Raw genomic sequence first — 17,922 nt, 5'->3', positions numbered from 1 at the left:
GCTCCGGGTGTTGGTGTCGATCGCCGCGAAGCGATGCCAGGCGGCGCTCAGCGGCGCATGAAGGCCTCGAAGGCCGCCCGGGCCTCGGCGCTTTTCAGCCGCGCGGAGAAATAGCGGGCCTCCTCGTCGATGCGGGCGATGATCTCGCCACGATCGCCGCGAATGAGATCGCGGGCGATGCGCAGCGCCTCCGGCGGCTTGGCGGCGAGCGTTGCGGCGAGGCCAAGCGTCATGGCATCGACCTCGCCTGGCTCGACGACTTTCCAGACCAGGCCGGCTTCCTTGGCTTCTTCGGCCGAGAATGCTTCGCCGGCGGCAAGCATGGCGAAGGCGCGCTGATGACCCATCAGGCGTGGTGCGACGAGGCTGGAAGCCGCCTCCGGCACCAGCGCCAGATCGACGAAGGGGGTGCGAAACTGGCTGCGGCTTGACGCGATGGTCAGGTCGCAATGGAGATGAATCGTCGTGCCGATGCCGATCGCCAGGCCGTCGACGCCCGAGACGACGGGTTTTTCGGCGTTCACCAGCGCATAGAGGAAGTCGAGGATCTCCTGGCCGAGGCCGCCCCCGCCGATCGCGGCAGCGAGAAAATCGTTCATGTCGTTGCCGGCCGAAAAGCAGCCTTCGGTGCCGAGCAAAGCGCTGGCGCGGATGTCGGGATTCGTGTTGGCCGCATTCAGCGCATCGGCCATCGTCCGGTACATGGCGCGGGTGATGGCGTTCTTCTTTTCCGGCCGGTTGAAGCGGATCAGCTGCACGCCTGGATGGGCGGCAGGCTGCTCGACGATGATGTGATCGGTCATAAGGTCTCCTTAGGCAAGCAGGATGCGGGCGGCGGCAAGGCTTGCCGCGCCATTGACGACCCGGTCGCGAAGGGCTGCGGTCTCGGCAAGCAGGTTTTCGGCAGCGAAGCGGCAGAGCGCGATGCGTTTTTCGCCTGCCCCATCGGCTCCCTCGGCGAGACCGCCCTTGGCGAGATAACAGCCGGTGAGCACCAACCCGAACAGGCGTTGATAGGGCGTGGCACCGGAGAGCGCCTCGGCGACCTTGTCATCGGCAAGCGTCTTTATCAGCCAGGCGGTCGCCTGTTCGAGATCGGCGATCGCCGCGTCGAGCCGCGCAGCGGTCTCGCCGAAACCATTAAGATTGGAGCGTCGGACGCCATCGGCGATCTGCTTCAGCTCGGTGATGAAACCCTTTACCTGATCGCCGCCGGAGAGCGGCAGCTTGCGGGTGACGAGGTCGATCGCCTGGATACCATTGGTGCCCTCATAGATCGGCGCGATGCGGGCATCGCGGAGATAACGCGCCGCGCCTGTCTCCTCGATAAAACCCATGCCACCATGCACCTGGATGCCGAGCGAGGCGACGTCGACGCCAGCATCGGTCGAAAAGGATTTGGCAATCGGCGTCAAAAGGGCGGCGCGTTCCTGCCAATGGCGGCTGGTGTCACCTGCCCGATGGGACATGTCGATCGCATGGGCGCAGGCATAGGAGATGGAGCGCGCCCCTTGCGTCAGCGCCTTCATGGTGAGGAGCATGCGGGCGACATCGGGATGTTCGACGATCGGGCTCATGCCGGCGCCGCTTGAACCTGGCGCCCTGCCCTGGGTGCGTTCCCTGGCATAGGCGAGCGCCTTCTGGGTGGCCGCCTCGGCGATCGCCACGCCCTGCATGCCGACGGCAAGGCGGGCATTGTTCATCATCGTGAACATGCAGGCGAGCCCCTTGTTCTCCTCGCCGACCAGCCATCCCACAGCGCCCTTTTCACCGCCGAATTTTCCGTCGCCGTAGATCATCGTGCAGGTCGGCGAACCATGGATGCCGAGCTTGTGCTCCAGTGAATGGCAGAACAGATCGTTGCGGGGCCCAAGCGAGCCGTCGTCGTTCACCAGGAATTTCGGCACCAGAAACAGCGAAATGCCGCGTGTGCCGGCCGGCGCATCCGGGAGGCGGGCCAGCACCAGATGGATGATGTTGTCGGCCGCGTCGTGCTCGCCCCAGGTGATGAAGATCTTCTGGCCGAAAAGGCGGTAGCTGCCGTCGTGGCGGCGCTCGGCGCGGGCTTTCAGCACGCCGAGATCGGAGCCGGCATGCGGCTCGGTCAGGTTCATGGTGCCGGTCCATTCGCCGGAGACCATCCTCTCCAGATATGTGTCTTTCAGCGCAGCACTGCCATGGACGCTGACCGCCTCGATGGCGCCCATCGTCAGGGTCGGGGCGAGTGCGAAGGCCATGGAACCGGAATTCCACATTTCGAGCGTTGCGACATTCAGCATATGCGGCAAGGCCTGGCCGCCGAAAGCCTCGGGCGCCGTCAGTCCGTTCCAACCGCCGGCGATCCAATGGCGGTAGAGTTCACGCCAGCCATCCGGCAGCCTGACCTCGCCACCCTCCAGACGAGCGCCCTGGCGGTCGCCGATTTCGGCAAGCGGGGCCACTTCCTCTGTGGCAAAACGCCCCGCCTCGGCGAGGATGGCGTCGACGAGATCCTCGCCGAGATCGCCGAGAAGCCCTTTTGAAATCGCCTCGCCCATGCCCGCTACATGCTTCAGCGTGAATGCGATTTCCTCGACGGGCGCCTTGTACATGGTTTTTCCTCCGCAGACCGGCTTCGCGCACGGCAAAGCCCCTCCGAGGCAAGGGCTAATTGATTTTTACGTAAACGTCAATTTCGATTTCTTTAGTGGTCATGCGATAGTTTGGCTGAAATGACGCTTTGCTCTTGCACCGTCGGCGAAATGGACGTCATGAACAAACTCTAAGGAAAGACATCGCCTTCGAAAAGGACCGGCGAACAGTGGACACATTGCCCGTCAACATACCCGGTTTTGTCTGGGGCTATCGCTTCTCGCCGGATGAAAAGACCGCGGTGCGGCTGAACAACAGTGCGACGGTGGCGGAACTGACCGCGGATAACTGTTTCTACTGGTTGCACCTCAACCTTGTCGACGCCCGCGTGCCAGCCTTGCTCGATACGCTGGAGGGGCTGACGGAGGACGCGAAATCGGCGCTGACGACGCGCGATACGCATGCGGCCATCACCGTCGACGAGCAGATGCTTTATGGCACGCTCGTCGATTGCCAGCGCGAGTTTGCCGAGGATACCAACAATCTCGGCTGGCTGCATTTCGCCATGTCCGACCGCTTCATCATCACCACGAGGCTGCAGCCGCTGCGCAGCGTCGAACGGGCACGCGCACTGATCGATAAGAATCCGGGCAAATTCTCGCGGCCGGTCGATCTCTTCGAACTGCTGGTGACCGAATTCCAGCGTACGTTGATCGCCATCGTCATCGAACTCACCGAAGAGCTGAACCAGATCGAGGATATCGTCTACGACAGCGCGCAGCGCGATGAACGGCGGCGGCTGGCGCCGGTGCGGCGAACCGTGGTCAGGCTGCATCGGCACCTGCGCACGGTGCTGGCGCTGATGCGCCGGGCGGCGGCGGCCGACGACGACGAAATGCCCTTCGGCTTCGACGATGTGGCGCGGCGGCTGACCGGCCGGCTGGAAACGGTCGACCACGATATTTATGCGCTGCAGGACCGGGCGCGCCTGCTGCACGAAGAAATCGATTCGAAACAATCCTCCGAAACCAACCGTCATCTCTATCTGCTGTCGATCATGACGGCCTTCCTGCTGCCGCCGACCCTGGTGACGGGCTTCTTCGGCATGAACACGGCAAACCTGCCCTTCGCCGTCGGCGACTACGGCACGGAATATGCCGTCGTCCTCATCCTCGCCTCCGTTGCCCTTGCCTGGTGGTTGCTGAGGCGGGTGGATATTCTTTGAAGGTGAACGTGCGGGCGTGACTGTCGGAGAGGCGCATTCCCCACACGTCGCGGTACTTGCTCCAGAAGCTCACCCCACCCTCCGTCATCCTCGGGCCCGACCCGAGGATCCATGTTGCCCTCCATCAGCCGCGGGCATGGATCCTCGGCTCAAGGCCGAGGATGACGGAGGGTGGGGTTAGTTCCGGCCGAACTCCGCCGCTCACGCAACGAATGAAATGGCGCTGCTCCTATGGCATCACGCTGCGTTGACACTTAGCGATTGGAAGCGCAGCGCGCTTCCTACGCCTTATCAATACGGCGAATAGCACTGCTGGCGCGGGCCGTTATAGGGTTGGAACGTGTTGTCGTAGGCGCGGTATGACCGGTAGCGGTTGGCGCACCAGGCGACGTGGCTCGAACCCATGCGCGGCGCAGGTGCGACGTAACGCGGCTGTGCGGCAATGGCGCCGCCGATGACCGCGCCGGCGCCGAAGGCGGCGAGCGGATACCAGTAGCCGTTATAGCGGCGGTATCCCGGGCGGTAATAGGAATATCCGCGATAGCCACCGTAATAGCCGGGCCGGTAGTAGGCGCCGGGACGATAGCCAGGCCGGTAGCCCGGACGGTAACCGGGGCGATAATAGCGGCGGTACTGCACGTTCTCGACGGCGGAGGATTTTTCCACCTGCGGGGGGGTGGGCATCTGGATTGCCTGCGACGGCGCAAAGCCCGTCAGCACCACGGCGGCCGCCAGAATTGCGGTCGCGATCTTGTTACTCAAACCGAACATTCTTCTCTCCCATTCAACAGCGATAACCGCCTGCTCAGCAACGCTTTCGTGCCGGAATGGTTCCGAAAGCGGCCGGGGGCCAGCTGCTTTCGTATGTGTACAGAAATCGATCTGAACCGGGCATTAACCGGGAGGCCGATGATGTCGCCCGGAACGCACTTCAGTCCTTTGTTCATGCATGCCGTTATCCCGGAATCGTAACAGTTCCGGGCTACATGCATTAGGCCACGGCTGAAATTTTCGCCTGGTCACCCTGCAGACGGTTCACCATGAAGTTCGAATACCATTCGAGGAACTGCATGACGCCGCCCTCATGCAGGGCGGAATAGGGGCCGGGTTCATAGGCGGGCGAGTGAATGCCGAAGGCGTTTTCCTCGACGATGCGGCGATCCTGATCGTTGGTCTCGGTCCAGACGTGGGTCAGTTCCTCGAGATTGTAATCCACGCCTTCGACCGCGTCCTTGTGGACGAGCCACTTGGTCGTCACCGCCGTCTCATTGGCGCTGAGCGGCAACACCCGGAAGGAAATGGCGTGGTCACCGAGCAGATGGTTCCACGTCGTCGGGTAGTGGAAGAGCAGCATGGCGCCGATATGGCTGATCGAAATATCGTCGGAGAGCTGGCGCTTGACGGCGCGCTTGCCCGACATGGTGTAGCTCTCGGCATCTTCGATCAGCGGCATGCGGGCGGTGCGGAACTGACCGTCCGGCGAAATCTGGAACTTGCTCGGCAGGCCGGCAGCCTCGCAGCGCGCCCAATGGCCGGCGATCTCGGGATCGTCGGCGCCGCCATCCGTGCCGGTGACACTCGGAGCCTCGGGATAGGTGCGGCAGAGCTCGGGGTGATTGGCGGCGCAGTGATAGCACTCGCGGTTGTTTTCCCAGACAAGCTTCCAGTTGCCCTTCTCGATGATCGTGTTCTGGAAGGCGACCTTGCTCTCACTGATCCGGTGCGGCGCGACATAGGGTTCGATCTTGTCGCGCACCGGCTGGAAATCCGGAGCGGTGTTGGCAAGGCAGATGAAGACATAGCCAGCGACGATTTCGCAATGGACGGGTTTCAGGTTGAAGCCAGTCTTGTCGAAATCATCGCCCATGTGGCGGGCGAAGGCGAGCTTGCCTTCGAGATCATAGGTCCATTGATGATAGGGGCAGACGAGACGCACGGAGGAGCCATGCTCCTTGGTGCAGACGCGCGAACCGCGATGGCGACAGCTGTTGTGGAAAGCGCGGATGACATTGTCACGGCCGCGGACGATGACGACGGGATAGGTGCCGATCTGAACAGTGAAATAGGCGCCCGGATTCGGCAGCTCGCAATCATGGCCGATAAACAGCCAGTCGCGATAATAGATCATCTCCATGTCGAGCTGGAAATAATCCTCGTCGATATAGAACGGCTGTTCGAGGCTGAAGCCCTCACGGCGGCTCTTGAGCTGACGCAAAACGTTGCTGCGAATATCCATCTTCATGTCCTCGTGCACCCGGCTGCCGCCCTTCCGGCAAGAAGGCCGGCGGAAGCGCGCCCGCTTCCTTCTCCTTCGGGAGAAGTGTTCATGGCGTCATTTAATCACCGAGCCTGCCTGCCGCTTGGTTGTAATGCGACATCGGCTTCGAAATTGACGACAGGATGCGGCAAGCCGCAAGCTGCCGATCCCAGTCGATGACATCGCCCGACTCTCCGCGCAATTATCGTCAATTGCGACATGGCGTAAAGACCCGCTCCGCAAAGAGGTCTGCTGCCGAGATCGACCGCCATCGCGTTTGCGACATCTGCCGGCATTTGCCCTTCCGCCGGCCGGCTGCGGACCATTTTTTAACATCGCCTTAAGCATACGGTCCTATCCTCCTGGTGATCACCGACCGACCGAAGAACGCGAACCATGGCCAAACTCCGTTATTTCGACGCGAAAGATGCGAGCAGATCGCAAGAGCCGCAGCTGATTGCCGCTCATTCCGAATTCTTGCGCACCGGCCGCATTCCCCGCGAGCGGCGGCATTGGCTGGCAGAGGAAAAGCGGTATTTCACCCATGACGAGGTCGCCGCAAAGACCGGCCGCAAGCTGCAGGTGGCCGGCGAAAAAACGCATCAGAACATCAACGGTTTCCACCATTCGATCCAGTTTCCGAAGATGATCTTCCACCGGACGCTGCAGGATAGCCCGCATCTCGGCTATTGCCACGTCACCGCCGCACGGACGAAGTTCGCCCGCTACGAGGAGGTGAGCTGGGCTTTCTACATCGCCAATTTCTACTCCGACATCGGCGACAACGACAATTTCTTCGAGCGCATCGACGTCGGTTATTCCCGCATGTATTTCGCCGTCGCCATAAAACCCGGCGAAGACTCCGCGGAAAAGATGGCCATCGACCGGTCGGTGCGCGGCAACGGCCTGCTCTTCCGCACCCACGATCCGCAGGCGGCGATCCGCAACATCCTGCTGCTCGGCGCCCGCAACGAACAGCTGCGCGAAATCATCCGGCAGCTATAAAGCTGCGACGCGGTCCTTGCTTGATGCATGTCGTGGTCCCAAAACCGCTGCACACTTTTGGGCGACATGCATAGATGAACAACGCGATTGATCGCAGGCGGCGGAAAGCCTAATGACTGCCGGGACGAACACGGGCAGGACATGGCACACACCATCGACATAGAGGCAGACAGGCAGGCAGCGATCGAGGCGGCCTCAGCCGCTCTTGCCGGAGGCTTTGCCATCGCCATCCCGACGGAGACCGTCTACGGCCTTGCCGCCGACGCCACCAATCCTTTGGCCATCGCCCGCATCTACGAGACAAAGGGACGGCCGCGCTTCAACCCGCTAATCTGCCACATGGCCGACCTCGCCATGGCCGAAAAACATGCCGAGTTCGACCCGGTCTCGCGGGCGCTCGCCAAAGCCTTCTGGCCCGGCCCGCTGACCCTCGTGCTGCCGCTGAAGCGGGAAAGCCCGATCCATTCGCTGGCGACTGCCGGGCTCGACAGCGTCGGCATCCGCGTGCCGAAGGGGTTTGCAGGCGCTTTGATCGGCGCCTTCGGACGGCCGCTCGCAGCCCCCAGCGCTAATACCTCAGGCGGGATCAGCGCCACGAGCGCCGCCCATGTCGAAGCCGATCTCGGAGCGAAAATCCCGCTGATCCTCGACGCAGGTCCGAGTGCTGTCGGCGTCGAATCGACGATCGTCAAGGCAGAGGGTGGCCAACTCAGGCTGCTTCGGCCGGGTGGGCTGGCGGCGCGCGAGATCGAGCGCGTTGCGGGCCAACCGCTGCTGCGGGCGAAGACGGCATCGGCGGCCATCGAGGCGCCGGGCATGCTTGCCTCCCATTACGCGCCGGGTGCTTCCGTGCGCCTCAATGCAACGGCAGTCGAACCTGGCGAAGCGCTGATCGCCTTCGGCAGCGCTGCGGTCTCCGGCGCGGACAGTGCGCGGATCGTCCTTGATCTTAGCCCGCGCGGCGACCTTGCCGAGGCCGCCGCCAATCTTTTCGACTATATGAAGCGGGCCGATGCGAGCGGCGCCCGGAGCATTGCCTTTTCGCCCATTCCCGGGGAGGGGCTGGGCGAGGCGATCAACGACCGCCTGCAGCGGGCAGCCGCGCCCCGCGACTGAAGGACCGTGCATCACGATGAAGGACCGAGCCCGATGAGCAATTCCAGCATTTCCACCGAACTCCTCGATCGCTTCGCGGCCATCGTCGGCGAAAAATACGCGCTGCGTAACGAGGCCGATCTTGCACCGCATCTGATCGAAAACCGCGGGCTCTATCACGGCTCCTCCCCTCTCCTCTTGAAACCCGGTTCGGTCGAAGAAGTCTCTGAAGTCATGAAGCTTGCGACGGAGACCGGAACGGCGATCGTGCCGCAGACCGGCAATACCGGCCTCGTCGGCGGCCAGACGCCGCGTCAGGGTAAGTCCGATATCATTCTGTCGCTCGAACGCATGAACAGGATCCGCGATGTCGATCCGGTGGCGAACGTGCTGGTGGCCGACGGCGGTGCCATCCTTGCCGAGGTGCAGAAGGCGGCTGAGGCGCATGGGCGGCTGTTTCCGCTGTCCCTTGGCGCCGAGGGCTCCTGCCGCATCGGCGGCAATCTTTCCACCAACGCCGGCGGCACGGCCGTGCTTGCCTATGGAAATATACGTCAGCTCTGCCTCGGCCTTGAAGTGGTGCTGCCGACCGGGGAGATCTGGGACGGCTTGCGCCGCCTGAAGAAGGACAATACCGGCTACGACCTGCGCGACCTCTTCATCGGCGCCGAGGGCACGCTCGGCATCATCACAGGCGCGGTGCTGAAGCTCTTTCCCCAGCCGCTCGGCCATCAGGTGGCCTTCGCCGGCCTGAATTCGGTGACGGATGCGCTTGCCCTCTTCAACCTTGCCTCCAGCCTCTGCGGCGCCTCGCTCACCGGTTTCGAGTTGATGCCGCGTTTCGGCGTCGAGATCACCACGCGCCATATCGACGGCGTGCGCGATCCGCTGGAAACGGCCTATCCCTGGTACGTGCTGATCGACATTTCGACATCGGATTCGGCCGAGACGGCGGAGCGGATGATGAGTGGCGTGCTGGAACAGGGTTTTGAGGCCGGGCTGGTGCTGGATGCCGCAATCGCCTCATCCGTGGCGCAGCAGAAGGCGCTCTGGCACATGCGCGAGAGCATGTCGGATGCGCAGAAGCCGGAAGGCGGATCGATCAAGCACGATGTTTCCGTGCCCGTGTCGAAGATCCCGCATTTCATGACCGAGGCCGAAGAAGCGGTGATGGCGGCCATGCCTGGCGCCCGCATCTGCGCCTTCGGCCATATGGGCGACGGCAACATCCATTACAATATTTCCCAGCCGCTCGGCGCCGACAAGGACGCCTTCATTGCCCGCTGGCATGAGATGAACCATATCGTGCATGGACTGGTGCTTGCCCATGGTGGCTCGATCTCCGCCGAGCACGGCATCGGTCAGCTGAAGCGCGACGAACTGGCGGCGATCCGCCCGGCGATCGAAATCGAGCTGATGCGCCGCATCAAGCGCGCCTTCGACCCAGCCGATATCATGAACCCGGGAAAGGTTGTCAGCCTCGATCCGTGAGGCTGCACGCCATCAGGCCTACTGCGTACCGCCGTTGGTCAGGATCATCAGCGCCGGTGACTGCTGGGTGGCGTTCTGGACGTCGTACATCGCGGTGAACCGGCGTAGCAGCTTGTCGACCTTCTTCGGATCCTGGAGATCCTCGAGCTTGACGAAGCGGTTGATGAGATCGGCCTGTTTGGCGACATCCATGCCGGAGATCTGCGACGGCAGGCTGTAGGCTGTGGTGATGACCTGATAAAGCGCCCTGTCGCCGAGGATTCCATAGATCGAGGTGATGCTCGAGGCCTTGCGGCTGAAATAGAGCGCCAGGCGGACGCCGTCATTGCTTTCGCCTTGCTGGGCTTCCATCGTCTGCTGAACGTAGAGCTCCTGCGTATGCTCCTCGGCCGCCTTGTTCTGGATGGTGCCGATCTTGGCGCGGGTCAAGTTGCCGTCCTTGTCGAAATTGAAGGCGGCGACGATGTCCTGGAATCGCGCATCGGCGGTGGCGTTGAGATAGCTCTTCTTGTCATCGGGATCGGACGTGAAGATCTTCTTCAGCGTCGCCTTGTCGTAATCCTTCGGATCAAGGTTGTTGGCCTTCAGCACCAGATCGGTCAGCCGGCTGTCGTCGAGGAAGTCGTCGAGCGACTTCACCTTCGCCATGCCCTTGGCGAAATAATCGACTTCCGCCGTCGCATCCTTCGCCGCCTTGTCCTTTACCGGACCGTCCTTCATCAGCATGGTCATATGCGATCTATAGTCGGTGGCGTATTTGGCCATTGTCGCGTCGGGAAGCGCCTGGAAGGGTGATGCCGCCTTCCCGTCGGGGCCGAAGTTGAAGGCGCGGGCAAGGTTGGTGATGCGTTCATCCTTGAGCGACGCGACATAGCCGTTCGGATCATAGGCATCGCTGGTCAGGATCTTGCGCATCATCGAACGCGATACATCCTGGTCCGTCAGGCCGAAAGCCTGCAGCGCCACATGGAAGAGATCCGGCAGATTGTCGTTGCTCTTGCTGAAATCCGCTGACGAATTGCTGCGCAGGAAATCATTGACGCTGTTGACGTCGGAGAAATTCACCAGGCTGCTGCTGTCGGCCATAAGCTTCTGGTAGTTGGATGCGACCTCTTCGATCGCCTCGTCGCGCTCGTCGTCGTAGCGCGCCGCATAATTGTCATTGGTGGTCTGCGCCTGATCGGCCGTCTGGACCGAACTGACGACAGGAAGCGATCCATCGGCGGCGAAGTTAAAGTCGGCATTGAGATCCGCGTGGCCGGCTGCTGCAGCTGCCGTCGCATCGGTCAGAATGCTCTTCAGGTCGGCGTTCGAGATATCGAACGGCAGATTGTAAGTGCTCTTTAGGAAATTGGTGATGCCGTCATCGGCAATAAGATCATCGACATTGGCGATCGCCCTCATGCGTGCGGAATAGTCGTTGGTCCGCGCTGTCGCACTAATTTTCGTATTGCTGATCTGGGCGGCCGTCTGCGCCTGCATACCATCTTCAAGGGTGCCGTCCGCCTTGAAGTTGAAGGCAGCAGCAACGTCGGCATAAGTGCCGGTGCCGCTCTGGTCAGTCAGGATATTCCTGAGATCGAGATCGCTGACCGTCGACGGGATGCCGAAGGCGTTGCGGACGAAATTGTTCAGTTTCTGGTCCGCCAGCAACTGATCGACGTCCGAGATGCCGGCGATGGTCGCCTGATAGTAGACGGCCGCATCATTAGCCTTGCTGGTGGTGCTCGCGCTCTGCGAGGCACTTTGCGAGGCGTAAAGGGTGGCGACAGAACCGTCGGTCTTGAAATTGAACAGATCGTGGACGTCGCTATAACCCTGGGCGCTGGCAGCCGCGGGATCGACCAGGAAGGTCCTCAAGGTCGCATCCGAGACGCTGTCTGCGATCTGCATGCTGTTTCTGATGTAACTGACGGCAACGGCATCGGACATGATGCCATCGACATTGGTGACATTGCCGATCATGCCGTTGAAATGCGCGGCGTTCGCAGCCGACTTGTCGGTGGTCGACTTGCGCTGCGCTTCCGTCTGAATCACCGAACCGTTGATCGAACCGTCCGCCTGGAAATTGAAGTCGGCATTGATGCCGGCATGGCCCTGAGCCGCAGCATAGGCCGGATCCGTCAGAATGCTCTTGAGGTCGGCATTGCTGAAATTCGTGCCCAGACGATAGGCATCCTTGATATAGCGCGCCAGCACGTCATCGGCGAGCAGGTCATCGACATTGGTGATGCTGCTCGATTGCGAGGTCAAGGTATAATACTTGCCGGTGTTCGACGCAGCCGACTGCAGATTGTTCGCCTGGGCGATAGACTGGGCGCGCGCCGTGTTCGACGTTGAACCGTCCGCCTTGAAATTGAAAGCATTGTAGACATTGGTGAAGCCCATCAGTTGGGCATAACCGGGGTCGGTCAGCACCGTGCGCAGCGCTGCGGCGGTAAAGTCGGCACCCATGCTGTAGGCTGTCTTGATATATGAGGTCAGCCGGTTGTCGGCGACCAGGTCATCGACATTTGTGATCGTGCCGATCTTGGCGGTGTAATAGGCCTTGTTGTATTCGGCCGCTGTCTTGCCGACATAGTAGACGTCGGAGCCGACCGAATTGTCGATGATGACCGATTGGGAATTCAGCGTGTAGGACTCGATGACCGAGGCCTTCTGCGCCGCGGTCTGGGCCGTGCCGGTGACGGTGCCGTCGGCGTTGAAGCTGAACTGGGCGGCAAGCGCCTTATATTTGTCGCCGCCCTGCGTATTGACGAAGCTCGTGGGGTCGCTGAGATCGCTGGTCAGCACCTGCCGCAGAAAGTCCTTCGACGCATAGGTGGGATCGATCTTGAAGGTCTTCAGCACATAGGTGCGCAACCGGGTGTTGTTGAGCAGGTCGTCGACGCTCTGCACGCTATCGATATTGTTGCCGTAATAAGTGCTTTCGGCGCTGGCGGCCTTTTCGGCATCGGCGAAGGATTGCTTGTAAAGGCCGATGAGCTCGTCTTCCTGCGCATCCGTCTGCACGTCCTTCTCCGGCGCATTGAAATTGAAGGCGGCGGCGAATTCGCGGTAGCGCGTGTCGGAAAGCTTGTTGGCGTAGCTGTCGGGATCGGTGAGATCGCTTTCCAGCACCTTCTTCATGAAGGCCTTGGCGTAGGTCATGTCCTCGAGGCCATAGGCCTTCATCGCATAGCTGTAGAGCTTGTAGTCGCCGAGGAAGTCGTCGACATTGGTGACCTTGTTGATATGGTCGGCGTAGTATTGGGCATCCTTCTTGACCGTCGTCTGCGACGCGACCTTGTTGAGGCTCGACGTCATGTCCCGCGACAGGATCGTGTAAGCGAGGGAAGCCGTGATCATGGAAAGCGCCCTTTTCGGCAAAATCTCTAAAAGAACGACGAAATGCTGGTGAGCACATTTTGCCATGGAAAGCTTACCTGAGGCTTACCTCCGGATGCATCATTCCAGGACACCACATCGTTCACCTTCCGGAAACCCTGCCGGATTCGGTTTTGATAACCATCAGAGGAGGCAAAGTTTTCTTAACCGCAATTTTTAAGCTGTACGGAACGGCAGCTGCCTATTGTCGGCCATAGAGGACGAAAAGTCCCAAGGAGAAGACCGGAAATCGGCTCTCAGGTAAGACAAGGGTAGAATGAAATGAACAATCCCGTTATGAAGCCCGCCTGGGCTGGCACGACGTTACGCCTCGATCCGTCCCGCTTTCCCCAGCAGGTCAGCTACGCCATCCACGATTGTTCGGATGACGTCAATATCACCATAGACGAACGCGGTGCGGTCCTGCGCAAGGTCCTTCCCTCCAGCGGCCTGCCGCTCTCGATTGCGCTGCCGAAGCGCGTTTTCAAGGGCGTCGCCGCCCGCGCCATCGACCATGGCGACGGCGATGTCACTGTCACTCTCGAACTCCATCACACCGATCCGGAGCTCTGCATTCCGCTGCTCGTCGCCCATGATCTCAGCGACATTGCCGCCGACTGGCGCAGCTGGTCCGAAGCCTTCCGCATTCCGATGCTGATGGTCGAGGCCGACGGCGTCGCCCGGCCGCTCGAAGATCACATCGGAGCCTTGCGCACCAGCGACCTCAAGCCGCGCCGCCGCCATTCCTACTTCGCCAATCGCCGTCCGCGCTTCCTCGTGCGCCGCACCACTGGCCGGCTGGGCGTCGCCATGAAGATCGAAGGTAAGGAAATCATCGCCCGGACTTAAGCGAAATCGCGAAAGTCCCAATGTGGCAATGCCATTTTGAAACCCGGCGCCCGCGCCGGGTTTATCGTTTCGTTCATCGTCCCAATCAGGGAATGGCGAAGAGCAGCGAGACGAAGAGGCCGAAGAAGATGATCAGGCCGACGCGGTTGTTCGATTTGAAGAGCGCCAGGCACTGGTCGGCATCGTTGATATCGAGCCGGATGATCTGCCAGGCGAACATGCCGGCCGCACCGAGCAAGGCCAGAAAAGCAATGAGGTTGGCGCCGGCGAGAGCGAAAGCAATAAACATCAGCACCAGCGTCAGCCCATAAAGGCCGATCAGCCATTGCCGTGTCCTGTCGCCGAACAGGCGCGCGGTGGAGCGGACGCCGATCAGCTCGTCATCCTCCTTGTCCTGATGCGCATAGATCGTGTCATAACCGATCGTCCAGGCGACGGAGGCGGCGTAGAGCAGGATGGCGGCGAAGGAGAGGCCGCCCATAACCCCGGCCCAGCCCATCAGCGCGCCCCAGGAGAAGGCAAGTCCGAGGTAGAATTGCGGCCAGTCGGTGAAACGTTTGGCAAAGGGATAAAACGCCACGATCCCGAGCGAGAGCACGCCGAGGAAGACGTTGAGCCAGTTGAACTGCAGCAACACGATGAGGCCGACCAGCGCCTGCAGGCCGATGAAGATTTTCGCGTGGGCGCGCGTGACGCGGCCGGAGGGCAGCGGACGCGACCGCGTGCGCGCCACTTCCATATCAATCTCGTGGTCGACGAGATCATTATAGGTGCAGCCGGCGCCGCGCATGGCGACCGCGCCGATGAAATAAAGGAACAGATGAGACACCAGCAAGCTGCCGGAATAGATCCCCTCGCCGATCGCCGCATTGGCCGCAAGTGTCGCCGACCAGAAGCACGGCCACATCAGGAGCTGCCAGCCGATGGGGCGATCCCAGCGTGCGAGCTGTGCATAGGGCCAAAGCCGTGGCGGCAGGATCCGGTAGACCCAGTTATCGGAAGGTGCGTCGGAGACGCGATCGTTGAAGTCGCCGGTGTCGTGCATGCCGCTCATCTAGCGGCGGGCCGTCGATGCGGTCAAGAAGCGATCATTGCGCCGCCATTTGCATCACCGTTGGATCGATTCTGATCCAAGGGTGAAATTATAGGGCAATTCAAAGCATTACAGCGCTGCGCATCTGAGAGAGATGCGCAGCCGCATCAATCACTGCAGTGAGAAATTGAACTTGTAAGTCGCTGAGACGCCGATCAGGACCTGGTTCTTCGAGCCGCGGTCACGCACGAGGCTGCTGTCGGCGGCAGGGCCTGCCAGCCGCTTATATTCGAGGAAGGAACTTGCCGAGAGGTTTTCCGTCGCCTTCCAGGTCAGCGCCGCGCCTGCGCCATAGGATTGGATGCCAGACGACGGCTTATAGGGATCAAGGCCGCTTGCCGCCGCCTGCTTGGCGTTGACGCCGTAATAGGCGTCGTAATAGCCGCTGGTGGCGAAGGTCGCACGCGGGCCGCCTGATAGCTGCAGGTCGGGGGCGATATCGGTGAAGGCATCGACCGCGAGATCGGCGACGATGCCGTCATGCGAGCGGATGCCCTGGCGGACTTCGGCGCGGGCACGAAGGAAATCTGTGGGGTAGACCTCGACGAAACCGCCGGCTTCCGCCCCCCATTTGACCTTCTTCAAGCCCTTCAGCTCGCTGCCGTCGCCGTCATCGCGCGACGGCACAAACCTGCCGACGATGCCGGCGCGGAAAGCGCCCTTGTCGATGAGGGCGAAGGACGGATTGTCGTTGCGCGAGGAAAAACGCGGGCCGGCGCCTTGGCGACCGACCGAGATCAACGGGCTGAACTTGAATTCATTGTGCGACGAGCCCTCGAATTTCGGGGCGGAGAAGCCAGCGACGCCGACGCTCAAATACCAGTCGCCGGACCAGAAGTGCTGGCCGCTTTCCTGGGCGGCCGCCGAGCCAGCAGATAAAAGGGCAATAGCCAAAGAGATCGATACGACTGATCGATGAGACACGTCCACACTCCAGAAAACGCAAAAACAAAGCCGCGGAGGGCGGCGCTCGCTACATCTATCCCGATGTCGTTACCCCAATGTTAACCACGGCGGCGAGATTGAGCAGGCAGACGACTGCGTCTGGTTTTTACCGCTGGTTCCAGCGGCGGATGACCGGCTCGGTCAGATCGTGCTCGTAGCCGAGCACGCTGATGCTGGCCGTATCGAGTACGAAACGGGAGCCGTCTTCCGGCGGCAGGCCGAGCCAGCGGGCGGCGAGGACGCGCAGGAAATGCGAGCTCGAAAAGACCAGGATGGTGCCGGCCGTTTGACGAAGTCCGCTAATCACGGCGTCGGCGCGATCGCCGACATCGGCGGCGAATTCGCCCTTCGGGCAGCCGTCGCGAAAGAGCTGCCAGCCGGGGCGGTTGGCAAGGATCGCCTTGGTGGTGATGCCTTCATAAGAGCCGTAGTCCCATTCGGCGAGATCGTCCTTGATCACCGCGCCCGATCCGAACCCGGCGAGCGCGCAGGTCTTGCGGGCCCGCTCGGACGGGCTCGACCAGACGGCGGAGAAGCTAAGGCCCGCCAGCCGGTCGGCGAGTTTGCGGGCGGCGGCCTCGCCGTTCGCCGTCAAGGGAATATCGCTGCGTCCGGTATGCCGCCCCGACAGGCTCCATTCGGTTTCACCGTGGCGGACCAGGTAGATCTCGGGAAACGCACTGCTCATCGGCACAACCTTTCATGAGAATTGGCTCCTCGGCAAAATCGCCAGCGGAAGCGGCATTTCCGGGGGATCAGAATGTCACCTTTTCGAGCGGGGCGCGCCTCGCCTCGAATTCCTTCAACTTCGCTTCATTCCGCGCAATGTAACTACGATTGTCGGGAACGGCGAACTGGTTCTTGGCGATCTGGATCTGCAGGATGAAAAGCTCGTCCCAGCGGAAGCCCATTTCGGAACCCGCCAGATAGAATTCCCACATGCGGAAGAACTGCTCGTCGTAAAGTGCCACCGCTTCGGCCTTGCGCGCCACGAAACGCTCGCGCCAATGACGCAGCGTATAGGCATAATGCAGCGGCAGGATTTCGATATCCTTGACCAGCAGCCCGGCCTTTTCAAGCGGCGGCACGACCTCGCCGACGGAAGGGATGTAGCCGCCCGGGAAAATGTATTTCTCGATGAAGGCATTGGTGCCGAAGCTCGGCTTGGGGCGGCCGATCGAATGCAGCACCATGACGCCGTTGTCATCGAGGAGATCCGATACCTTACGAAAGAAATTGCCGTAATGGCCGATGCCGACATGTTCGAACATGCCGACCGAAACGATGCGGTCGAACTTCCTGCCCGTCATGGTGCGGTAGTCCTGCAGTTCGAAACGCACCCGATCGGCAAGGCCGCGCTTTTCGGCGCGCTTACGCGAGACCTTGAGCTGTTCCTCGCTCAGCGTGATGCCGGTGAACTCGGCACCTTCCGTCGCCTCCGTCAGGTACATGCCCATGCCGCCCCAGCCGGAGCCGATCTCCAGGATGCGCTGGTTCGGCGCGAGCAGAAGCTTGGCGGCGATATGGCGCTTCTTGGCGAGCTGCGCCTCGTCGAGACCAATCCCCGGCGGCTCGAAATAGGCGCAGGAATATTGCCAGTCCTCATCGAGGAAAAGATCGAAGAGCTTGGCCGACAGGTCGTAATGATGGGCGACATTGTGCTTGTTGCGATTGACCGGCACGCGGTTCTTCAGTTGCTGCCAGGCAATGCGGCCGAGAAGCAGTGCCGCCATCTTGAAATCGAAGATCTCGTTGGTGGTGTTCTGCTTCACCAGCGACAGGAAATCATAGATGTTGCCCTGTTCGAGAATGAACCGGCCTTGCATGTACATTTCGCCGAGCTTCATGGTCGGGTCGCGCCGGATGGCGTCCTCGGCCTCTTGATCGGCAAGGCGGGCGACAACGGGTTCACCGGTGCCGTCGCCGATAATGTGGGTTTCGCCATTGGCAAGGGTAAGTTTTAATGAACCCTTGCGGACGATTTGCTGGACGATCGATAAGAATGCCGACGCCATGGACGCCTCG

14 protein-coding genes are annotated in these 17,922 nt (G+C 61.2%); 5 read left to right on the top strand and 9 right to left on the bottom strand.

The window, feature by feature from the left end; all coding sequences use genetic code 11:
* Positions 1 to 47 precede the first annotated feature (47 nt).
* Together RlegSU303_RS02930 and RlegSU303_RS02925 are read right to left on the bottom strand one after the other, a co-directional pair.
* Positions 48 to 803: a crotonase/enoyl-CoA hydratase family protein gene (locus RlegSU303_RS02930; protein WP_017959222.1), complete on the bottom strand. Its 756-nt coding sequence runs from the start codon at positions 801 to 803 to the stop codon at positions 48 to 50.
* Between the two features lie 9 nt (positions 804 to 812).
* Entirely contained in the window at positions 813 to 2,591 is a 1,779-nt protein-coding gene (locus RlegSU303_RS02925) for an acyl-CoA dehydrogenase (RefSeq protein WP_231283431.1), read from the bottom strand.
* A gap of 209 nt (positions 2,592 to 2,800) precedes the next feature.
* On the opposite strand from RlegSU303_RS02925, the gene RlegSU303_RS02920 reads away from it, so the two are divergent.
* Positions 2,801 to 3,796 carry a transporter gene (locus RlegSU303_RS02920; protein ID WP_027666630.1) on the top strand — a complete coding sequence of 332 codons (996 nt, stop codon included), beginning with the start codon at positions 2,801 to 2,803 and terminating at the stop codon, positions 3,794 to 3,796.
* A 291-nt stretch (positions 3,797 to 4,087) separates the two neighbouring features.
* Here the strand turns inward: RlegSU303_RS02920 and RlegSU303_RS02915 are convergent, their stop codons facing one another.
* Positions 4,088 to 4,567 (bottom strand): BA14K family protein, encoded by a 480-nt coding sequence (locus RlegSU303_RS02915; protein ID WP_017959218.1) that lies wholly within the window; start codon positions 4,565 to 4,567, stop codon positions 4,088 to 4,090.
* A gap of 220 nt (positions 4,568 to 4,787) precedes the next feature.
* The gene (locus RlegSU303_RS02910; RefSeq protein ID WP_231283430.1) at positions 4,788 to 6,032 is read right to left on the bottom strand and encodes an aromatic ring-hydroxylating oxygenase subunit alpha; all 1,245 of its coding nucleotides are present in this window, start codon (positions 6,030 to 6,032) and stop codon (positions 4,788 to 4,790) included.
* A gap of 417 nt (positions 6,033 to 6,449) precedes the next feature.
* On the opposite strand from RlegSU303_RS02910, the gene RlegSU303_RS02905 reads away from it, so the two are divergent.
* The 3 genes from RlegSU303_RS02905 (at position 6,450) to RlegSU303_RS02895 (ending at position 9,644) form a co-directional block, all read left to right on the top strand.
* Positions 6,450 to 7,058: a DUF6656 family protein gene (locus tag RlegSU303_RS02905; RefSeq protein WP_017959216.1), complete on the top strand. Its 609-nt coding sequence runs from the start codon at positions 6,450 to 6,452 to the stop codon at positions 7,056 to 7,058.
* A gap of 141 nt (positions 7,059 to 7,199) precedes the next feature.
* Entirely contained in the window at positions 7,200 to 8,174 is a 975-nt protein-coding gene (locus tag RlegSU303_RS02900) for an L-threonylcarbamoyladenylate synthase (RefSeq protein WP_222330703.1), read from the top strand.
* Between the two features lie 33 nt (positions 8,175 to 8,207).
* The gene (locus RlegSU303_RS02895) at positions 8,208 to 9,644 is read left to right on the top strand and encodes an FAD-binding oxidoreductase (protein WP_231283429.1); all 1,437 of its coding nucleotides are present in this window, start codon (positions 8,208 to 8,210) and stop codon (positions 9,642 to 9,644) included.
* A gap of 18 nt (positions 9,645 to 9,662) precedes the next feature.
* Here RlegSU303_RS02895 and RlegSU303_RS02890 read toward each other — a convergent pair whose 3' ends face one another.
* Entirely contained in the window at positions 9,663 to 12,992 is a 3,330-nt protein-coding gene (locus RlegSU303_RS02890; protein ID WP_131623067.1) for a DUF1217 domain-containing protein, read from the bottom strand.
* A gap of 300 nt (positions 12,993 to 13,292) precedes the next feature.
* Between RlegSU303_RS02890 and RlegSU303_RS02885 the strand changes: the two genes are divergently transcribed.
* Positions 13,293 to 13,859 carry a DUF6101 family protein gene (locus RlegSU303_RS02885; protein ID WP_027666623.1) on the top strand — a complete coding sequence of 189 codons (567 nt, stop codon included), beginning with the start codon at positions 13,293 to 13,295 and terminating at the stop codon, positions 13,857 to 13,859.
* Positions 13,860 to 13,944: 85 nt separating this feature from the next.
* On the opposite strand, the gene ubiA is transcribed toward RlegSU303_RS02885, so the two are convergent.
* The 4 genes from ubiA to RlegSU303_RS02865 all read right to left on the bottom strand — a co-directional run bounded on the left by ubiA (position 13,945) and on the right by RlegSU303_RS02865 (position 17,912).
* Entirely contained in the window at positions 13,945 to 14,904 is a 960-nt protein-coding gene (gene ubiA, locus RlegSU303_RS02880; protein WP_231283428.1) for a 4-hydroxybenzoate octaprenyltransferase, read from the bottom strand.
* Positions 14,905 to 15,063: 159 nt separating this feature from the next.
* On the bottom strand, positions 15,064 to 15,876 hold the full coding sequence (locus RlegSU303_RS02875) for a MipA/OmpV family protein (RefSeq protein ID WP_017959210.1): 813 nt from the start codon (positions 15,874 to 15,876) through the stop codon (positions 15,064 to 15,066).
* A gap of 127 nt (positions 15,877 to 16,003) precedes the next feature.
* Positions 16,004 to 16,585 carry a histidine phosphatase family protein gene (locus tag RlegSU303_RS02870; protein ID WP_077976573.1) on the bottom strand — a complete coding sequence of 194 codons (582 nt, stop codon included), beginning with the start codon at positions 16,583 to 16,585 and terminating at the stop codon, positions 16,004 to 16,006.
* A gap of 67 nt (positions 16,586 to 16,652) precedes the next feature.
* Entirely contained in the window at positions 16,653 to 17,912 is a 1,260-nt protein-coding gene (locus RlegSU303_RS02865; RefSeq protein ID WP_151519382.1) for an SAM-dependent methyltransferase, read from the bottom strand.
* Between the last annotated feature and the right edge of the window lie 10 nt (positions 17,913 to 17,922).

The organism is Rhizobium sp. SU303 (assembly GCF_021052345.1).
GTDB classification, from domain to species: domain Bacteria; phylum Pseudomonadota; class Alphaproteobacteria; order Rhizobiales; family Rhizobiaceae; genus Rhizobium; species Rhizobium laguerreae.
This window is presented reverse-complemented; position numbering and strand designations above follow the sequence as displayed.

Coding starts and splice junctions, on each gene's coding strand:
- RlegSU303_RS02930 (WP_017959222.1), bottom strand. CDS start 803: ATGACCGATCACATCATCGTCGAGCAGCCTGCCGCCCATCCAGGCGTG.
- RlegSU303_RS02925 (WP_231283431.1), bottom strand. CDS start 2,591: ATGTACAAGGCGCCCGTCGAGGAAATCGCATTCACGCTGAAGCATGTA.
- RlegSU303_RS02915 (WP_017959218.1), bottom strand. CDS start 4,567: ATGTTCGGTTTGAGTAACAAGATCGCGACCGCAATTCTGGCGGCCGCC.
- RlegSU303_RS02910 (WP_231283430.1), bottom strand. CDS start 6,032: ATGGATATTCGCAGCAACGTTTTGCGTCAGCTCAAGAGCCGCCGTGAG.
- RlegSU303_RS02905 (WP_017959216.1), top strand. CDS start 6,450: ATGGCCAAACTCCGTTATTTCGACGCGAAAGATGCGAGCAGATCGCAA.
- RlegSU303_RS02900 (WP_222330703.1), top strand. CDS start 7,200: ATGGCACACACCATCGACATAGAGGCAGACAGGCAGGCAGCGATCGAG.
- RlegSU303_RS02895 (WP_231283429.1), top strand. CDS start 8,208: ATGAGCAATTCCAGCATTTCCACCGAACTCCTCGATCGCTTCGCGGCC.
- RlegSU303_RS02890 (WP_131623067.1), bottom strand. CDS start 12,992: ATGATCACGGCTTCCCTCGCTTACACGATCCTGTCGCGGGACATGACG.
- RlegSU303_RS02885 (WP_027666623.1), top strand. CDS start 13,293: ATGAACAATCCCGTTATGAAGCCCGCCTGGGCTGGCACGACGTTACGC.
- ubiA (WP_231283428.1), bottom strand. CDS start 14,904: ATGCACGACACCGGCGACTTCAACGATCGCGTCTCCGACGCACCTTCC.
- RlegSU303_RS02870 (WP_077976573.1), bottom strand. CDS start 16,585: ATGAGCAGTGCGTTTCCCGAGATCTACCTGGTCCGCCACGGTGAAACC.
- RlegSU303_RS02865 (WP_151519382.1), bottom strand. CDS start 17,912: ATGGCGTCGGCATTCTTATCGATCGTCCAGCAAATCGTCCGCAAGGGT.